Source organism: Butyricimonas faecalis, from assembly GCF_003991565.1.
Taxonomy (GTDB): domain Bacteria; phylum Bacteroidota; class Bacteroidia; order Bacteroidales; family Marinifilaceae; genus Butyricimonas; species Butyricimonas faecalis.
In genome coordinates, this window is record NZ_CP032819.1 from 2,899,396 (window position 1) to 2,915,769 (window position 16,374).

The following is a 16,374-nucleotide window of genomic DNA, read 5'->3' on the forward strand; positions in this document are numbered from 1 at the left end:
ATAAAGAATCCCATTCGTAGCCCAACCATAGAAAAAGAAGGGACAGGGGAATTCAAGCTCCATAGAGCATGACAAGAAACAACAAGTCCTTCAGTCGTTTCCTTAAATAATTATTCGCATTCGTCTTGTGCTTTTTAATGGTTGTAATAGCGATATGCAATTCTTCCGCAATCTCCTTATGACTTTTGCCCTCCAAACTTTTCACGTAAACATTCTTACAAGCATCCGGAAGTTCCTCGAAAATATCATTTATCAAAGCGTATATCTCGGCCTCAATCATTTGGTACACAAACGATTCCTCGGTATCTTCCACCTCAAAACCTTCCATGCGTTTCTCTTTTCTTTGAGCATCTCGAATAAAAGTCAGGCAATAATTTCGAACGACCCGGTACAGATAAGTCTTCAATTGTATCACGTTCTCAAAGCGATCTCCTTTCTCCCACAATTTCACAAAAACATCCTGCAACAAATCACAGGCCACCTCCTCGTCCTTCACGTAACGCATGGCGAAATACTTCAAAGCGGTAAAATACTCCTCGTACACCTCTTTAAACCTCTTTCTCTCTGATAAACAGATTAAACCAACCTTAGTTTCATTCAACATTTATCTTGCATTACGTTTTGACGAATACAAATATAAGCACATTAAAAGTAAAAATACGAATAGACTTCAATTTAAATGGGCGAACAAAAAATACCCCGGGAACAAATACCATTCCCGGGGATCAATTATACTATCCTAAAATTTTATCCGACTAAGAAGCCACCTCGCCCTTAATAATCTCGATAATTTTCTCGTTATTAATAATAATCATACCGTGTTTATCACTCGTGATACCCGGTTCCAACTTATACGTATATGTCGGCAACTTCCCTTTCATCACGGTCGGGAGATACTCGAACGTCACGTTATCACAACGTTTTCCGAGTTCCTGTCCCACCTCTATAATATGGGTTGAAACCATAAACGCACAATTCTTTCTCTCGGCAATCGCCTCCGTAACGGCCAACGTGGCATCAAAAGCATCCTTCACGTTCGTACCCTTGAACAACTCGTCGAAGATCACAACCAAGCGTTTGTCACGACTCACCTCGATAGCAACCTTTTTCACACGAAGCACTTCAGCATAGAAGTGACTATAACCCAAGTTAATATTATCCGGCACGTTAATAGACGTGTACATACCATCTTGAATACGGAACTTCATGGATGTCGCTGCCACGGGGAATCCCATGTGGGCCAAGTACACCGAAATACCGAAAGATTTCATCAACGTGGACTTTCCGGCCATGTTAGCACCCGTCAAGAAGAACACGTTCTTCGTGGCCGTAACCTCTAGATCGTTCGAAATCGCCCCATCGATACGAGGATGGTGCAAACCTTTCACCGCAACCAAAATCTCCCCGTCATCAGCCGCTTCCGCGAAGCAGAACTTCTTCTCCCGAGCCACGCTACCTACCACCACGTTCACGTCAATCTCCTGTAACAACTCGACGATTTCCTTGAAGTTCTTGTGACAGACGCACCGCAAATTCCGATCAAAAAAGAGCATATCCATCAAACCGGGATTCTCCCGACGAGTATTCTCCAATAACTTCGTCACCCGGCTATCATTCAATAACGCCTTTCCGCGTTCCGCGATCTTCTGAAAAGGATTCCCGGCCACGTCACGTCCCAACTCGTCAAAATAAGTCCGGGCCTTCCGGAAAAATTCAATCGATGTCACGATACGATCCCGGATAATCCCGAATTCAGGATCATGGCTGATATAAAACATCGCTTTTGCTCGCAAAACTTGCAGCATATTCATAAAAGCTCGTTTCCCGCTAGCCCCGGCAATATATTGTTCCACGACATCAAACTCGTCTTTCCCGAAAGGAAAGCCAAAATCATGGTCTCTAAAATAACGGAATACAGCAGACCGCTCGTTGATAGATTTCGCATCCGTCAACGGGTGCAGAAACATATCCTCCATCTTCCGCTCACCACCCCGGGTGACCGTCCCGACGTACAAACTGTAAACGGAATTATTCTTGTATTTCCCCAGAAGATTCAGATCGTCCAGGGTCTGTTTATCTGTCTCAAAACTCATGCTTCTCCATTTTTAATGATTTCAATAATGTGTTCGTTATTCACGATCATCATACCATGACGATCATCCGTGACACCGGGAGCCAGCGTGTAAGTATAAATAGGCTTACTTCCCTCCATCTTGGTCGGCAAATAAACGAAATTAATGTTATCACACTTTGCTTTCAGTACTTCTCCCGCCTCTATAATATGAGTCGAAATGATAAACGTGCAATTCCGGATTCCTGCAAAAGCCTCCGTCACTGCAACTGTCGCATCGTAAGCATCCTTCACGTTCGTACCGCGGAACAACTCGTCAAACACCACAACCAAATGCTGGGTTTGTCTAACCTGCTGTGCCACTTTCTTCACCCGCAAAACTTCAGCGTAGAAATGGCTATATCCCATATTCAAGTTATCCGGTAGGTTAATCGTCGTGAACATCCCGTTCTGAACAGAAAACTCCATCTCTTTCGCGGGAACAGGGAATCCCACATGAGCCAAGAAAACCGTGATACCAAAACTCTTCATAAAAGTCGACTTTCCGGCCATATTTGCTCCCGTCAAAAAGATCACGTTACTATTCTCGTCCACCGTGATCGTGTTACCGACAGGCTTCGTGAGGAAAGGATGGAACATTCCCTTCATAACCAACCTGTTTTTATCATTCGGATGAGCTTTAGCGAAAACAAAACCACGTTCTTTTGCCACGTTGGCCACGGCCATGTAAACATCCAGCAAATAAACGTAATACAAAATCTTCATCAACTTATCCCGTTCCTCGAAACGCAACACCCGGTCGTAAACAACCGCCTGCTCGTAACTTAGCTTTTTCTTCCCCTTCTCGGCAACATACCAGGACCACTTCTCGTTACCGAGCAATCCCCGCAAATTAGCGGTCAACTCGGCTATCGTCTTGTTCTCGGCATCTGCCTTGGAATTCTTCAAAAAGGCATCCAATGTATTCAACAACTCTATACAACAAACAATCCCGTTGTGGATTTGAGTATACTCTGTATCCGTCCCAACGAGATTCTTAAATTTTCGTCCTAACGTGTTATCCTGCGTCATCAACTGCGTACGCCTGTCCGTGTTGCTCAGGTAGAATTCCATCGTGTCAAAAATTTCTCCACGGAACGGGAACTCTGCTTCAATATCACGATAATAACGGATCACGTCACTTCTCTCATTAATCTGGTCTGCATCCGATAGGGGATACAAAAACATCTCTTCAAGAATTTTCGCACCACCCCGCGTACGGGTCCGGTTGAAAATATCATAAACAGACTTCGTTCGGTTATTCCCAAAAATAGCCAAATCATCCAATGTCTGTTTGTCTATTTTAAAGCTCATCCTATATGAATTAAAAATGAAAAATGAAAATTAAAATGTACACCCTTACAAATATACATATTCTAATTTTCTTGACTCTCTAAATGATAGAATCTTTTTATTTATGATCGGGAGATCATCAATCCCCCGGTCATAAATACTGTATCTTTTATCTTCCTTTTCTACGAATCCACAAGAAGATACCTATTCCTGCCAGTAATAGAGGCAACACGATCATGAACGACCATTTAATCACCTTGCTTCCGGTTTTTTCCACGTACACCTTATCATCCGGGAGAGCAGGACGTCTTACATCAATAGGCACTTCGTTATCCGACATCCAGAAGAAAGCTCCGGTAATCAACGAGAAGTTTGCAGTCCGAACACCTGGAACTCTTCGTCCGAATTCCCCGTTGCTGATACAATCCGCATCTCCGGTCAGAATAATCTTCTGTTCCTTATTCCCCACTTTTTTAGACAACGCAACCACGGTATTGTAGATTTTCTCTACTTCACCGATAGCTGGGTTCAAACGTATCGTATCATCAATGAAATCTGTCGTTTCCAATTCATTCCAAACACCAAGCGTGTCAGTCGTGAACATATTCGTCACCGTGTACCCCTTGTCTGCGATTTGTTCTAACCCGGCAGTGCTAGGTGTCGTGATAACCATATGACGATGACGCATTATACCAAAATCATAAGCAATACTATCAGCCTCTGCCGTCGGGTAAGAAAGGATCACATCAGCCTGCAAGTTTGTGTCTCTCTTCACCAGCACGCCTGTTGTCATCTCATAACCAAACTTGGCAAACAACTTGTTCATTACATCTCTACGTTTCGGTTCTCCCAAGATGAACAAATTACCTCCCCGATCAATATATTGTTGTAAGTTAGCTTCCTGCTCCGGAGTAAACCACTCACGCATATCAGAGATCACGATAATATTAATATCCTCCGGCACTTGCTGATCCATCACAACTTTCGTAACATCAAATCCTTGATTTTCCAAAGCATAACGGAAACCCTTGTCATTAGCAAAAGCACTATAATCGCGGTCTTTACCACCTGAATAACTGCGTTCACCCTGTCCTTCTACGAATCCGACTTTCGGAAGCTCCATTACCATCCGTTTGAAAGCGGCAGAAATCTCTCTTTCACTCGGGAAACGTTGCATGTCATTATATATTCTCAACCATGCTTTTTCGCCGTTATCGCGAACAATCTGACGCACGAACGTGTTACCCTCTCCTGACAAATCTATGATTTTCCGAATCTCTTCTGGAGCCATGAACTTGTTGGAATCCAAACCGTAGATCTTACAAACCTCGACCATCTTCTCGCGAAGTGTTGCATTCGGGAATCTTCTGTCCAACATGGGGTTCGCCGTAGTATCATAATAATACACGTATTTTAACTTCATGTCCGGTTTGAAACGCAAATATTGCTCGAAACGCTCCATATCCGGTTTCAAGAAATAAGGAGCTGCAAACCAAGATGACCCTGGGTCAAGTGCATTAATATAGGTCGTTATTGTCATACCGCCATCCAATTTCGCCACGATATCCTGGCTATTCGGGGTCAACGTGTTAATTTTCGTTGACGTCGCATCGTGATAGAGCTTCATTTGCGGAAGGGCAGACAAATAACCCAAGAAGCAAGCCAAGAAAATAACACCGATATTTCTTCCTAAAGTAATCACGAAACGGATTTTCTGACGAACCGAATTCAAACGAATAATCGTTAATGACAAGAAAAGACAAACCACGATAACAAAATAAAGAACATCCTCGCTACAAATCAATCCGGCAATAAACTTCCCACTTCGACCGGGCATGGACAACCAATAAGTCACGTCGCGAATAAAATCATATTCCTGCCACCATCCGCCAATCATGCTCAATACCATCAACACGGCAAACGTTCCAATAGCCGCCACGATCTGGTAAGAAGTCAAACTGGACATGAAAATACCGATAGCCGCGTAAGCACAGATCAACAGGTACAATCCCAACAATCCGGTTAAAACCATCGATAATTCAAAATCTTTAACGACAGCCCAGCTACAAAGAGTAATCAAGAATAAGATTCCAATCATGATAAGACCGTAAATCATCATGGAGAAGAATTTTCCCACGATAATCTGGGTATTCGTGATCGGAGAAGAATACAACAAACGGATAGATCCACTACTCAACTCCTTGCTCACCAAACTCATGGTCAACAAAGGAATATAGAAATACAAATAATTTTGCATCAAGGTGAAAACTCCACCCCATCTGCTGGCAAAAATAGTAATTGTAGCTCCCTCAACACTATACCCCATTTCTTGGGAACTCACGAGACCGGTCAACTGGTTAGCAAAAAGCATTCCCGATTGAACCCCAAATACGACTAAAATTAGCCATGCCACAGGAGAATAGAACAACATTTGTAATTCCGTCCTCGCTATATTATATATCATTTTAAACATAACCCGATTTTTTAATGTGCTTTCTTAGATAATTCTGCGAATATATTATCGAGGGAACTCTTCTCCACCCGAACCTCTGACAAACGCCAATTGTTAGCGGCGCTTAGTTTCACGATTTGGTCAATAACCTCCTGTGCCTCGGTGAAACGAAGACGGAAATTCCGGTTTCCTAACTCTTCCACGCCAAGAACACCCTCTATCTTCGCCAACTCATCGGCAACGGGCGGGTCTATCATTGAAACATAGAGAGAATTCGGGATAATGTAATTATCAAATTCATCTACGGTTCCCATAAACACCAGCTTACCTTCCTCGATCATCAGGATATGATCACACACAGCCTGCACTTCAGTCAAAATATGGGTAGAAAGAATCACGGTACGATCCTTGGCAATATCATGGATCAAGTGACGGATTTCCATAATCTGGTTCGGGTCCAAACCGTTTGTCGGCTCGTCAAAGATAACTAGATCAGGTTTATGAACAATGGCCTGAGCAATACCAACACGTTGCTGATAACCACCGGATAGATTCTTGATCAAGCGTTTGCGGAAATGAGTAATTCCACATTTTGCCAGTACTTCATCCACCGCCGGGAGAAGATCCTTGTCTGCCACCCAACGCAATCTTGCACAGTGAATCAAATACTCTTCCACCGTTAAATCACCATACAAAGGTGGTTTCTGCGGTAGAAAACCGATGTGACGTTTCGCATCAACCGGTCTTTTACGGGCATCAATACCATTAATAAAAACCTGCCCTTCAGTTTGTTTAATGACTCCACTAATAATATTCATCGTGGTTGACTTTCCGGCCCCGTTAGACCCTAGCAACCCGTATATCCCCCCCCGGGGAATCTCGAAGCTAATGTCTCTTACGGCCCATTGGATGCTGTAACGATGTGACAAATGTTCGACTTTTACAACTGGCTCTTCCATAAACTTGTTATTAAAATTAATATTGTCTACAATAACACGTATAAACTTTATAAAAAGACGTTCCAAAAACAATTTAGTGTTATTCAGAAATCAACTTTATGAAATTTTTAAGATATTCAAATTCCTCAACAAGTTGTTTTACATCAAATTACACAAACTACCATTCTGCATTTTCAGAAGAAAATAACATTTCAAACTTTTACATCATCACTTCAAAAACAAATATACACTAAAAAGTCAGGAACATTTTTTTATATTTTGTTTTGTCAAAAATAGTAAAATGCAAATAGGTGCAATATCAAAAATACAACTTTAACTTTTTATTAATAACAATATTAAGAATCTCTTCACACATTGAAAATCAGAAGGACAAAAAAAACATTTCTCCCTTATTGCAGTTTCAATCGGAATCCCCTAACTTGCATCCCGGATTTTGAGTGAACATTAAGAATCAAACGGAAAAGATGAAAAAAACGAAATGGATTTGGATCTGGGCTGCCATAGGGTTTATATTGGGCATTGTTATTTTTTGGCCTAGCAACAAAGGAAACAAAGAGGCCATATTAGAGGCTAACGCGGTAGAGGAAGTTGTTGATACCACCGAACAACAACAGGTTCATTATAAATACGGTATCCCGGATGAAAATTTTCTTATAGAAGAAGGCACCGTGGGGAAAAATGAAAATCTTTCCTCAATCCTATCCAAATACAAGGTATCACCGGCAAAGATTCACGAAATCTCTCAACGCTGCAAAGACATTTTTGACGTACGAAGCATCAGACGAGGTCAAAACTACACGCTTTTCCTAGACCAAGACAGCCTTCGTACCCCGGAATTCTTCATTTACGAAAAAAATGCCTTGGAATACGTCGTTATCGACTTTAAAGAAACGGCAGATGTTTACGTGGGGAAAAAAAACATCGTGACCAAAGAAAAAATGGCCCATATTATCATCACCTCCAACCTGTGGAATGCGATGGTTGATGCCCAAGCCGACCCCATGCTGGCCGTCACACTATCCGATATCTACGCGTGGAGCATCGACTTCTACGGCATAGCCAAAGGTGATTCCGTGAGAGTCCTTTACGAACAGTCGTACGTGGAAGACAAACCGCTACGAGACTTCAACGTGAAAGCAGCCATTTTCACCAACTCCGGCAAAGACTTCTACGCCATTCCTTTTGAACAAAACGAAAAATTATCCTATTTTGATGAAGAAGGGAACAGCCTTCAAAAAACCTTTTTAAAGGCCCCGTTAAGATACTCTCGTATTTCTTCAGGATTCTCCAACAATCGATTCCATCCGGTACTGAAAAGATACAGGGCACATCATGGTGTAGACTATGCAGCCCCGACAGGCACGGAAGTACAAACCATCGGCGATGGCGTTGTCGTGAAAAAAGCCTATCAAGCCAACGGGGGTGGAAACTACGTAACAATCAAACACAACAGCGTGTACACCACAACCTACATGCACCTCTCTAAATTTGCCAAGGGCATCCAACCCGGCAAACGGGTAAAACAAGGGGATGTCATCGGCTATGTCGGCAGTACTGGATTGGCAACAGGTCCCCACTTGGATTTCCGAGTATATAAAAATGGATCTCCCATCAACCCGTTAAAAATGAGTTCACCCCCCAAGGAACCCATCTCACCGGAAAACATGCCTCGTTTCATTCAAACGAGAGACTCACTCGTGAAGATCTTAAAACAACCCTTATAATTTTAGATTTTAGATTTATGATTTATGATTTATGATTTAATGCTTAAGAACGCACAGGTAATGGGCGGAATCTTCAATCATAAATCTTCAATCATAAATTAAGAGATCGTCCCTTTTTTCCCCTGTTACCTTATAATACCGCCATTTCCCAGCCTGTCGCCCGTTCTTGTAACGTCCTTCACAGAGCAAGTGGCCGGTATTGTAATAAAACTTTGCCGTACCATGTCGTACACCTTTCCGATACGCGATCTCCGTACGGAGCGTACCATCCGGAAAAAACTCCTTATATCCCGCAATCAGCCCGTTCTTATAAGTCACTTGAGCCAATAAATCCCCATTCTCGTAGAAGAACGGAGCAACCCCGTCAATCTTTCCGTTGCCATACGGGAATTGTCCAAGCAACTTTCCCGCAACATTAAACACGCACCACACGCCATCCGGCTCCCCATCCTTCAGGGCTCCCTTGAAGATCGCCTGTTCCGACTTATACTCGTAATACTCCTGCCCACTCACCGCGATGCTATCGGGAATCACGGGATAATAAAAACCAGCCTCGATCTTGTTTATCTGGTTCTCAAACTGACGATTTAACTCCCGCATCTTGTACTCCTCAGGAGCCTTATCATTATAATTTGCTATAATCTGTGTCTCAAAAACTCCCCCCTCCTTCGACAACGAGAAACCGATCGTTTCAAAACTCAGAAACGCCCCCTTGTTCTTCTCCAAACTCTCCCGGGTATCTGCCTTGAAAGCATCATATAAAAACTCGTATGTATTGGGGGTCTGCATGTAACCAAACACGTTTTTCCGACTTCCCAACTGCCCTTTCAAACGCGTATGCTTCTCGTTATTCGCCAACGTGTTTCCCAGCACATACTCTTTAATCATCTCGGCCAAAGTGGATGGAGAATTACTAAAAACGACATAATCACCCAAGAATGTATAATAAGGCCGTTCAAATCGTTCGAATATCCCCCCGAAAAAAAGCTGGAAAAAACCTTTTAAACGGAAATAATGAATCGTGTGCCCGTTAAACTCCATCGCCCTCTCCCGGATAGGAGTCCTCCATTGAATCTGTTCGGCCAGATAAGCCATTTGATCCTCGGCCAGATGGATATCCTCTGCGCGTATCGCCAGAACAATATGATCCGCTTTTTGATCATTCTCCAAACGGGGTTTGATAATTGCCACCTCACCGCCAACCCAAGATGTGAACACCTCCAGCACGTCCATATCCAGAAATTTATTCAACCGATCCAGCGATTTCTTCATCTCTGTATAAGATTGCAGACGATTCACCTTATAATTCTCCAACAACAGATTTTCCGCGTCCTTAAAAGAAGGGAAACAAAAAGAGACATAAGCTGCCGTATTTTCACCAGCGATCGTCTCTAAGTTAGAAGAACCTCCTTCCAGAAAACTCACCACGTCCAACAAAGAGTATTTATTCGGATCAGGCCTCGTTTCCCCGACAAAACGAAGAGATTTATCATTTAATTGCATCATCAAACGGGTATTCCTCAACAACGAAAACTCATCCGCTACCGCTGACTCCTCCATGACCGAAGCAACCCACCTTCCCAACTGTCGATGATCAAGATCAAGCATTATATCCCCCGAAACCACCTCCTCCTGCTCCTCCTTACTCGCCTTGCACCGGGCCAGAGAACGGGCAACCAATGCGTGAGACAACGAACCTATCAGCAGATTATCCCGAATCGCAAAAAAGAAACGCCCGTTCCCCCAATGAACTTCCCGAATCTCCCCGTTCAGGTCCTTGATCGTCTTTATTTTTATCTCGTCATCCTGCACCAATCCCAACAGCAACGCTTCAAACACCTGAATCACGTTCAACTTCCCTAAATCACAAACATACAAGAAATCGTATTTATTCAACCCCACCTGATGACACGAAATGGTAACCGGGCGATCAGTTAATATCTTTTCCAATTTAGGGTAGGCATTCGCCAAGGAATCCGCGTACTGCAAATTTGATTGATACTCCTCGAAATAGGGATAATTCTTCAACGACCTCCAAATAAAATTCCGGTGCAACCGTTCATACACGCTATTCACGGATACAATATTCACCTTAAAGACCGCATCCGCGGGTACTGCCTGCAAAGTATCAAACTTCCCTGCCCTTCGGAAAATCCCGAACCACACGATCAGTCCGACCATCATGCATACCCCCGAAATAACAATTATCTTCCTTTTCCTACTTTTCTTCATACATCAATCATCAAGTTCGTATTCTCTACACCAAAGCCTATACAAAAGGCTGAAATCACACGCCCAAAAAACCAACCGGGTTTTAACACGTCTGCGTTGATTTCAACGTTACAATATTAAGAATTTTAGTTGGGAAATCGTATCTTTGCCCTTGATATATAACGCAAAATTATGGCTTCATACTGGCAAATATTTATCTCATTTTTCAAGATCGGTTCTTTCACGCTGGGAGGTGGTTACGCGATGATACCACTCATCCAACAGGAAGTAGTGAATAAAAAAGGTTGGCTAAAAGAGAGCGAATTCGTGGAGATGATGGCAATAGCCCAATCTGCCCCCGGACCGATAGCCTTGAATACGGCCATTTTCGTGGGCTACAAAGCACGAGGAGTCAAAGGGGTTATTTTTTCCAGCCTCGGAACCATCCTCCCCTCCTTCATCGTGATCCTGCTGATCGCCATTATTTTCACGGATTTCAAAAACAATCCCGGAGTAGAACGAGTATTCAAAGGCATTCGCCCGGCAGTGGTGGCACTCATTGCCGCCCCTTTATACAAAATGGGCAAATCGGCAGGAGTCACCCGCAAAACGGTCATCTTCCCGGTCATTGCCGTCCTCCTTGTTTGGCAACTCAACCTCTCCCCGATATACATCATCATCGCCGCCATCCTCGGTGGCCTCCTTTACGGCAAAATCACCCACAAACTCTAAATAAATGTCAGAACTTGATCTCTATATCAGCCTCTTTATCACCTTCTTCAAAATCGGCCTATTCGGTTTTGGAGGTGGTTACGCCATGCTCTCGTTAATACAGCATGACGTCGTGGAAACTCATAACTGGATCAGCGTGGCCGACTTCACGGACATCGTGGCCATCTCGCAAAGTACGCCCGGCCCCATCGCCTTCAACACCGCTACTTACATCGGTTATACGGCAACAGGCAGCATTTGGGGATCAGCCATCTGCACGATCGCTGTCAGCCTTCCCTCCTTAATCATCATGGTCATGATTTCCAAATTCTTTTTCATGTTCCGTGACAACAAATACGTGGAAATGGCCATGCAAGGATTAAAAATCACCGTTTTAGGACTTATCGGGGCTGCAGCATTGTTATTGATGAACAAACAAAACTTCGTGGACTACAAAAGCTATGTCATCTTCGCCATAGCCTTCATCGCCACCTTCAAATTCAAAATGGACCCGATTCTGATGATCATTGCAGCGGGAATTGTTGGGTACATTCTTTATTAGATTACAAATTGAGCTTGCGATTAAATTACAGGCGAGAATACAAACAAAAAAACCGCCAATCGGCGGTTTTATATTTTAAAGCAGTGCATTGATTTTAGAAACCAACGTCGTCTTAGGTACTGCACCGACTTGTTTGTCAGCCACCTCGCCATTCTTAAAGAAAAGAATTGTCGGGATGTTACGAATACCATATTTAGCGGCAGCAGAACCTTCATCTACGTTCACTTTAGCAACCACTAATTTACCTTCGAACTCTTTAGAGATCTCTTCCACGATGGGTAACATCATTTTACATGGTCCACACCATTCTGCCCAGAAATCTACAAGAACAGGAACTTCTGCTTTGAGCACAACTTCCTCGAAATTTGAATCATTAACTGCAATAGCCATACTTCTATCTTTAAAATTTATAATAATATTCATGCTAAAAGCGTTGGATAAAGTTTCGCCATAATCCAACGCTTTGACATGGCGAAATTAATTAATTTTCATTTTAATAGCATCATTATTTTCAAAATATTCATACAATTCTCTCGAACGCCCTATCTTACAGGTTCTTGAAAACATCTTTACCCGATGTCCCGTCCCGTCATACAAAACAAAGTTCAACGGCAAATCTCCCTTCTCGTTCACGAACTGGTTATGTAACTCTAGCACAAGCTCATGCGTCAATTTCTCCACATCAACCTGCAACGTGATCGACCGGATCAAATTTTCACTGATAACGCTCAGTAAATCCATGCTCTGCACGTTAAAAGCCAGCTCATCACCATACTTCTTTTTCTGCACTTTCCCCTTGATATAAATCGATGTCTCCAGAATAAAATAATTCCGGAACTTGATATAGTCCTCCCCGAAAAAAGGCAATTCGTAAGAACCCGTGAAATCCTCGATCGTCAAAATGCCAAAATCATTCCCTTTCTTCGTCTTTCCCTCTCGCTTGGCAACAATAATACCCGCGATCGTCACCTCCCGATCTTTATAAGAACTCAAATCACTGCTCAGACTCTCCAAAGGAGTACAAATTGCATTGATCTCCAACTTATACGAATCCAACGGGTGAGAAGTTAAATATATCCCGATCAATTCCTTCTCTTTACGCGCCTTCTCCACGTCCGTCCAAGGCTCACACAAAGGAATAGTGGGCTTCTTCACGTCATATTCATCCATCCCCCCGAACAGCGTCGCCTGCATCATCAAACTATCCTGCTGCTTCTTCTGCCCGTAATTCACCAGATTGTCGAGGAACGTCATGTGACCATCAGGCATATGGAAATACTGCGACCGATCCAACCCGAAACTATCCAACCCTCCGGCGACAATCAAATTCTCCAACGTCTTTTTATTCACCGTCTTATAATCCAAACGTTCGAAGAAATCAAAAAGATCCTTGTAAACCCCGTTAGTATTCCGTTCCCGGATAATCGAATGCACGGCAGCCTCGCCAACACCCTTGATTCCGGCCATTCCGAAACGAATATCCCCCTTGTGGTTCACCGTGAAATCATCGTCAGACTCGTTTACATCCGGCGCCAACACCTTCAACCCCATTCGCTTACACTCGTCCATAAAAACCGTCACCTTCTCAATCTGCGATAAATTGCAACTCAAGTTGGCCGCCATAAACTCGGCCGGATAATGAGCTTTCAAGAATCCCGTCTGGTAAGCAATATAAGCATAACAAACCGAATGCGACTTATTGAACGCGTACGAAGCAAACGCCTCCCAGTCACCCCAAATCTTATCGACCAACGGGTTAACCTCCTTCCCCATTTCCTTGCATCCCTTCACGAACTCCTCGTTCTTGTTACACCCCTCGATAAATTGCGTCTTCAACTGATTCATCGTATCAATCTGCTTCTTACCCATCGCCTTACGAAGAGTATCCGACATACCCCGGGTAAAATTACCCAAAGCGCGGGACTGCAACATCACCTGTTCCTGGTAAACCGTAATACCATACGTATTCTTCAAATAAGGTTCCATCATCGGGTGATCATACTCGATAGGAGCTTCCCCGTGTTTACGCTTGATAAAATCAGGGATATACTCCATCGGTCCGGGACGATACAAAGCATTCATGGCCACCAAATCCTCGAAACGGTTCGGCTTCAACGCCCTCAAATGCTTCTTCATTCCCGGCGACTCAAACTGGAACAGGCCGGTCGTATCCCCCCTTGAAAACAATTCGAATGTCTCCTTATCCTCCAACGAAATCGCATCCACATCCAACGTCTCGTGGCGGGATTTCTTTATATTATCCAAACAAGTTTTTATAATCGAAAGCGTCCTCAATCCCAGGAAGTCCATCTTGATCAACCCGATCGGCTCCACGAAGTGGCCGTCATACTGGGTGGTCATCAAACTTTCTCCCTCCGTCGGCATAATCGGGATATGCTCCGTCAACGGGTCACGACTGATCAAGATACCACAAGCGTGTACCCCCGTCTGCCGCACGGAACCTTCCAAAATCTCTGCCAGGTGAAGCGTCTTCGCCACCAATGGATTCGACGACTCTCGCTCTTTTTCCAAATCCGGATTCTCCTTGTAAGCCTTCTTCAACGTGATCTTCGGGGTTTCCGGCACCATCTTGGCCAACCGGTTGGCCTCCGACAGATCCAACTTCAACACCCGCGCCACGTCCTTGATTGCCATCTTGGCCGCCATACTACCGAAAGTCACGATGTGCGCCACCTTATCCGCCCCGTATTTCTGTGTAACCCACTCCAACACCCGCTGACGTCCGTCATCATCGAAGTCGACGTCAATATCAGGCAGCGAGATACGATCGGGATTCAAAAAACGCTCGAACAGCAAATCATACTTCACCGGGTCAATATTCGTGATACCCAGGCTATACGCCACGGCACTCCCCGCGGCAGAACCACGTCCCGGTCCCACGATTACCCCCATATCCCGAGCCGCCTGAATAAAATCCTGCACGATCAAGAAGTATCCCGGGAAACCCATCGTCTTCATGATATGCAACTCGAAAATCAAACGCTCCATAATATCCGGTGGAATATTCTCCCCATAACGCCGCTTGGCACCCTTCATCGCCAACTCCTTCAAATAATCCGCCTCCAACTTGATACGGTAAAGCCGGTCATATCCCCCCAACTTCTTCACTTTCTTCTGGGCATCTTCCTCGCTCATAACGACCTCACCCTTCTCGTTACGGGTAAACTCGTTAAACAAATCCTCCTCCGTGAATCTCTTCCGGTACTCCTCCTCCGTACCGATCTCCGGCGGGATCGGGAAAACCGGCATCAACGGGTCGGAATCCAGTTTATATTCTTCAACTTTATCAACAATCTCCTGTGTATTCTCTATCACCTGCGGAATATCCTTGAACAACTCCTCCATCTCGGCCGTCGTCTTGAACCACTCCTGCCGCGTGTAACGCATCCGGTTGGGATCATCCAAATCCTTGCGGGTATTCAGACAAATCAACAAATCATGCGCCTCGGCATCCTCCGCGTTCAGGAAATGCACGTCGTTCGTGGCAATCACCTTGATCCCCAACTTCTCGCCCATACGCAGGATCTCCGCGTTACACTTCACCTGATTATCGTAAACCTCCGCCCTCTCCTTCGCTGATTCTGCGGGATGCCTCATCACCTCCAAGTAATAATCCTCCCCCACCAAATTCTTGTACCACAAGGCAGCCGCCTCCGCCCCCTCGATATCCCCTCCCATAATCTTCTGGCAAATCTCACCTCCCAAACAAGCCGATGAAATAATTAACCCCTCGTGATACTTCTCCAACAACGCCTTGTCAATACGCGGACGATAATAATACCCATCCACGAACGCCGTCGAACAAAGCTTGACCAAATTCAAATACCCCTTCAGATTCTTGGCCAGGATAATCAGATGCTCCCCCGAACGGTCCACCGGCTTCTCTTTGCTATACAAAGACTCCCGGGCCACGTAAGCCTCCACCCCCAAAATAGGCTTTATCCCCTTTTTGCGACAAGTATCATAGAACAACTTTATCCCGAACATATTCCCGTGATCCGTCAACGAGATCGCCGTCATCCCGTCGGCAATCGCCTTCTCCACCAACCCGGGCACACTCGCCGCCCCGTCGAGAATAGAATACTGAGAATGTACATGAAAATGCGTAAATGCCATATATACACTTAATTAAATATTAACACAACCTTAAAAGGCATATCACAAATTTAGCCAAAAATCCCGACACTACCACCCCCTACCATACAAACAATTCTAAAAAGCGGTATATTTCCCGTTAAACCGAAAACCAATCCCCAGTCACAACATTTTTTTCAATAGCACCCATTCCTCAAAAAACCTCACGAGAATTTTCTGAAACATATTGCCCTACA

11 protein-coding genes are annotated in these 16,374 nt (G+C 44.2%); 3 read left to right on the forward strand and 8 right to left on the reverse strand.

Annotated elements, in window-relative coordinates:
- Nucleotides 1-52: 52 nt before the first annotated feature.
- From D8S85_RS12495 to D8S85_RS12515, 5 genes are all read right to left on the reverse strand, one after another.
- On the reverse strand, nt 53-604 hold the full coding sequence (locus D8S85_RS12495; protein WP_106480956.1) for an RNA polymerase sigma-70 factor: 552 nt from the start codon (nt 602-604) through the stop codon (nt 53-55).
- Nucleotides 605-755: 151 nt separating this feature from the next.
- A complete protein-coding gene (locus tag D8S85_RS12500; protein WP_106480957.1) occupies nt 756-2,093 on the reverse strand; it encodes a MutS-related protein in 1,338 nt (445 codons plus the stop codon).
- Entirely contained in the window at nt 2,090-3,424 is a 1,335-nt protein-coding gene (locus tag D8S85_RS12505) for a MutS-related protein (protein ID WP_106480958.1), read from the reverse strand. The genes D8S85_RS12500 and D8S85_RS12505 overlap by 4 nt, the downstream gene beginning before the upstream one ends.
- Before the next feature lie 148 nt (nt 3,425-3,572).
- The gene (locus D8S85_RS12510; protein ID WP_106480959.1) at nt 3,573-5,876 is read right to left on the reverse strand and encodes a Gldg family protein; all 2,304 of its coding nucleotides are present in this window, start codon (nt 5,874-5,876) and stop codon (nt 3,573-3,575) included.
- A gap of 11 nt (nt 5,877-5,887) precedes the next feature.
- Nucleotides 5,888-6,814, reverse strand: coding sequence for an ABC transporter ATP-binding protein (locus D8S85_RS12515; protein WP_106625088.1), 927 nt, complete (start codon nt 6,812-6,814; stop codon nt 5,888-5,890).
- Between the two features lie 464 nt (nt 6,815-7,278).
- Between D8S85_RS12515 and D8S85_RS12520 the strand changes: the two genes are divergently transcribed.
- Complete coding sequence (locus D8S85_RS12520; protein WP_106625089.1) at nt 7,279-8,538, forward strand: M23 family metallopeptidase; 1,260 nt, start codon at nt 7,279-7,281, stop codon at nt 8,536-8,538.
- Nucleotides 8,539-8,625: 87 nt separating this feature from the next.
- On the opposite strand, the gene D8S85_RS12525 is transcribed toward D8S85_RS12520, so the two are convergent.
- Complete coding sequence (locus D8S85_RS12525; protein WP_106480960.1) at nt 8,626-10,770, reverse strand: toxin-antitoxin system YwqK family antitoxin; 2,145 nt, start codon at nt 10,768-10,770, stop codon at nt 8,626-8,628.
- Nucleotides 10,771-10,941: 171 nt separating this feature from the next.
- Here D8S85_RS12525 and D8S85_RS12530 point away from each other — a divergent pair, with 171 nt between their 5' ends.
- A complete protein-coding gene (locus D8S85_RS12530; RefSeq protein WP_127075153.1) occupies nt 10,942-11,481 on the forward strand; it encodes a chromate transporter in 540 nt (179 codons plus the stop codon).
- Between the two features lie 4 nt (nt 11,482-11,485).
- Nucleotides 11,486-12,022, forward strand: a complete 537-nt coding sequence (locus D8S85_RS12535) for a chromate transporter (protein WP_106480962.1) — start codon at nt 11,486-11,488, stop codon at nt 12,020-12,022.
- A gap of 75 nt (nt 12,023-12,097) precedes the next feature.
- Here the strand turns inward: D8S85_RS12535 and trxA are convergent, their stop codons facing one another.
- Both trxA and dnaE read right to left on the reverse strand, forming a co-directional pair.
- Entirely contained in the window at nt 12,098-12,412 is a 315-nt protein-coding gene (gene trxA, locus D8S85_RS12540; RefSeq protein ID WP_027200880.1) for a thioredoxin, read from the reverse strand.
- A gap of 87 nt (nt 12,413-12,499) precedes the next feature.
- Nucleotides 12,500-16,159: a DNA polymerase III subunit alpha gene (gene dnaE, locus D8S85_RS12545; RefSeq protein WP_106480963.1), complete on the reverse strand. Its 3,660-nt coding sequence runs from the start codon at nt 16,157-16,159 to the stop codon at nt 12,500-12,502.
- Between the last annotated feature and the right edge of the window lie 215 nt (nt 16,160-16,374).

Coding starts and splice junctions, on each gene's coding strand:
- D8S85_RS12495 (WP_106480956.1), bottom strand. CDS start 604: ATGTTGAATGAAACTAAGGTTGGTTTAATCTGTTTATCAGAGAGAAAG.
- D8S85_RS12500 (WP_106480957.1), bottom strand. CDS start 2,093: ATGAGTTTTGAGACAGATAAACAGACCCTGGACGATCTGAATCTTCTG.
- D8S85_RS12505 (WP_106480958.1), bottom strand. CDS start 3,424: ATGAGCTTTAAAATAGACAAACAGACATTGGATGATTTGGCTATTTTT.
- D8S85_RS12510 (WP_106480959.1), bottom strand. CDS start 5,876: ATGTTTAAAATGATATATAATATAGCGAGGACGGAATTACAAATGTTG.
- D8S85_RS12515 (WP_106625088.1), bottom strand. CDS start 6,814: ATGGAAGAGCCAGTTGTAAAAGTCGAACATTTGTCACATCGTTACAGC.
- D8S85_RS12520 (WP_106625089.1), top strand. CDS start 7,279: ATGAAAAAAACGAAATGGATTTGGATCTGGGCTGCCATAGGGTTTATA.
- D8S85_RS12525 (WP_106480960.1), bottom strand. CDS start 10,770: ATGAAGAAAAGTAGGAAAAGGAAGATAATTGTTATTTCGGGGGTATGC.
- D8S85_RS12530 (WP_127075153.1), top strand. CDS start 10,942: ATGGCTTCATACTGGCAAATATTTATCTCATTTTTCAAGATCGGTTCT.
- D8S85_RS12535 (WP_106480962.1), top strand. CDS start 11,486: ATGTCAGAACTTGATCTCTATATCAGCCTCTTTATCACCTTCTTCAAA.
- trxA (WP_027200880.1), bottom strand. CDS start 12,412: ATGGCTATTGCAGTTAATGATTCAAATTTCGAGGAAGTTGTGCTCAAA.
- dnaE (WP_106480963.1), bottom strand. CDS start 16,159: ATGGCATTTACGCATTTTCATGTACATTCTCAGTATTCTATTCTCGAC.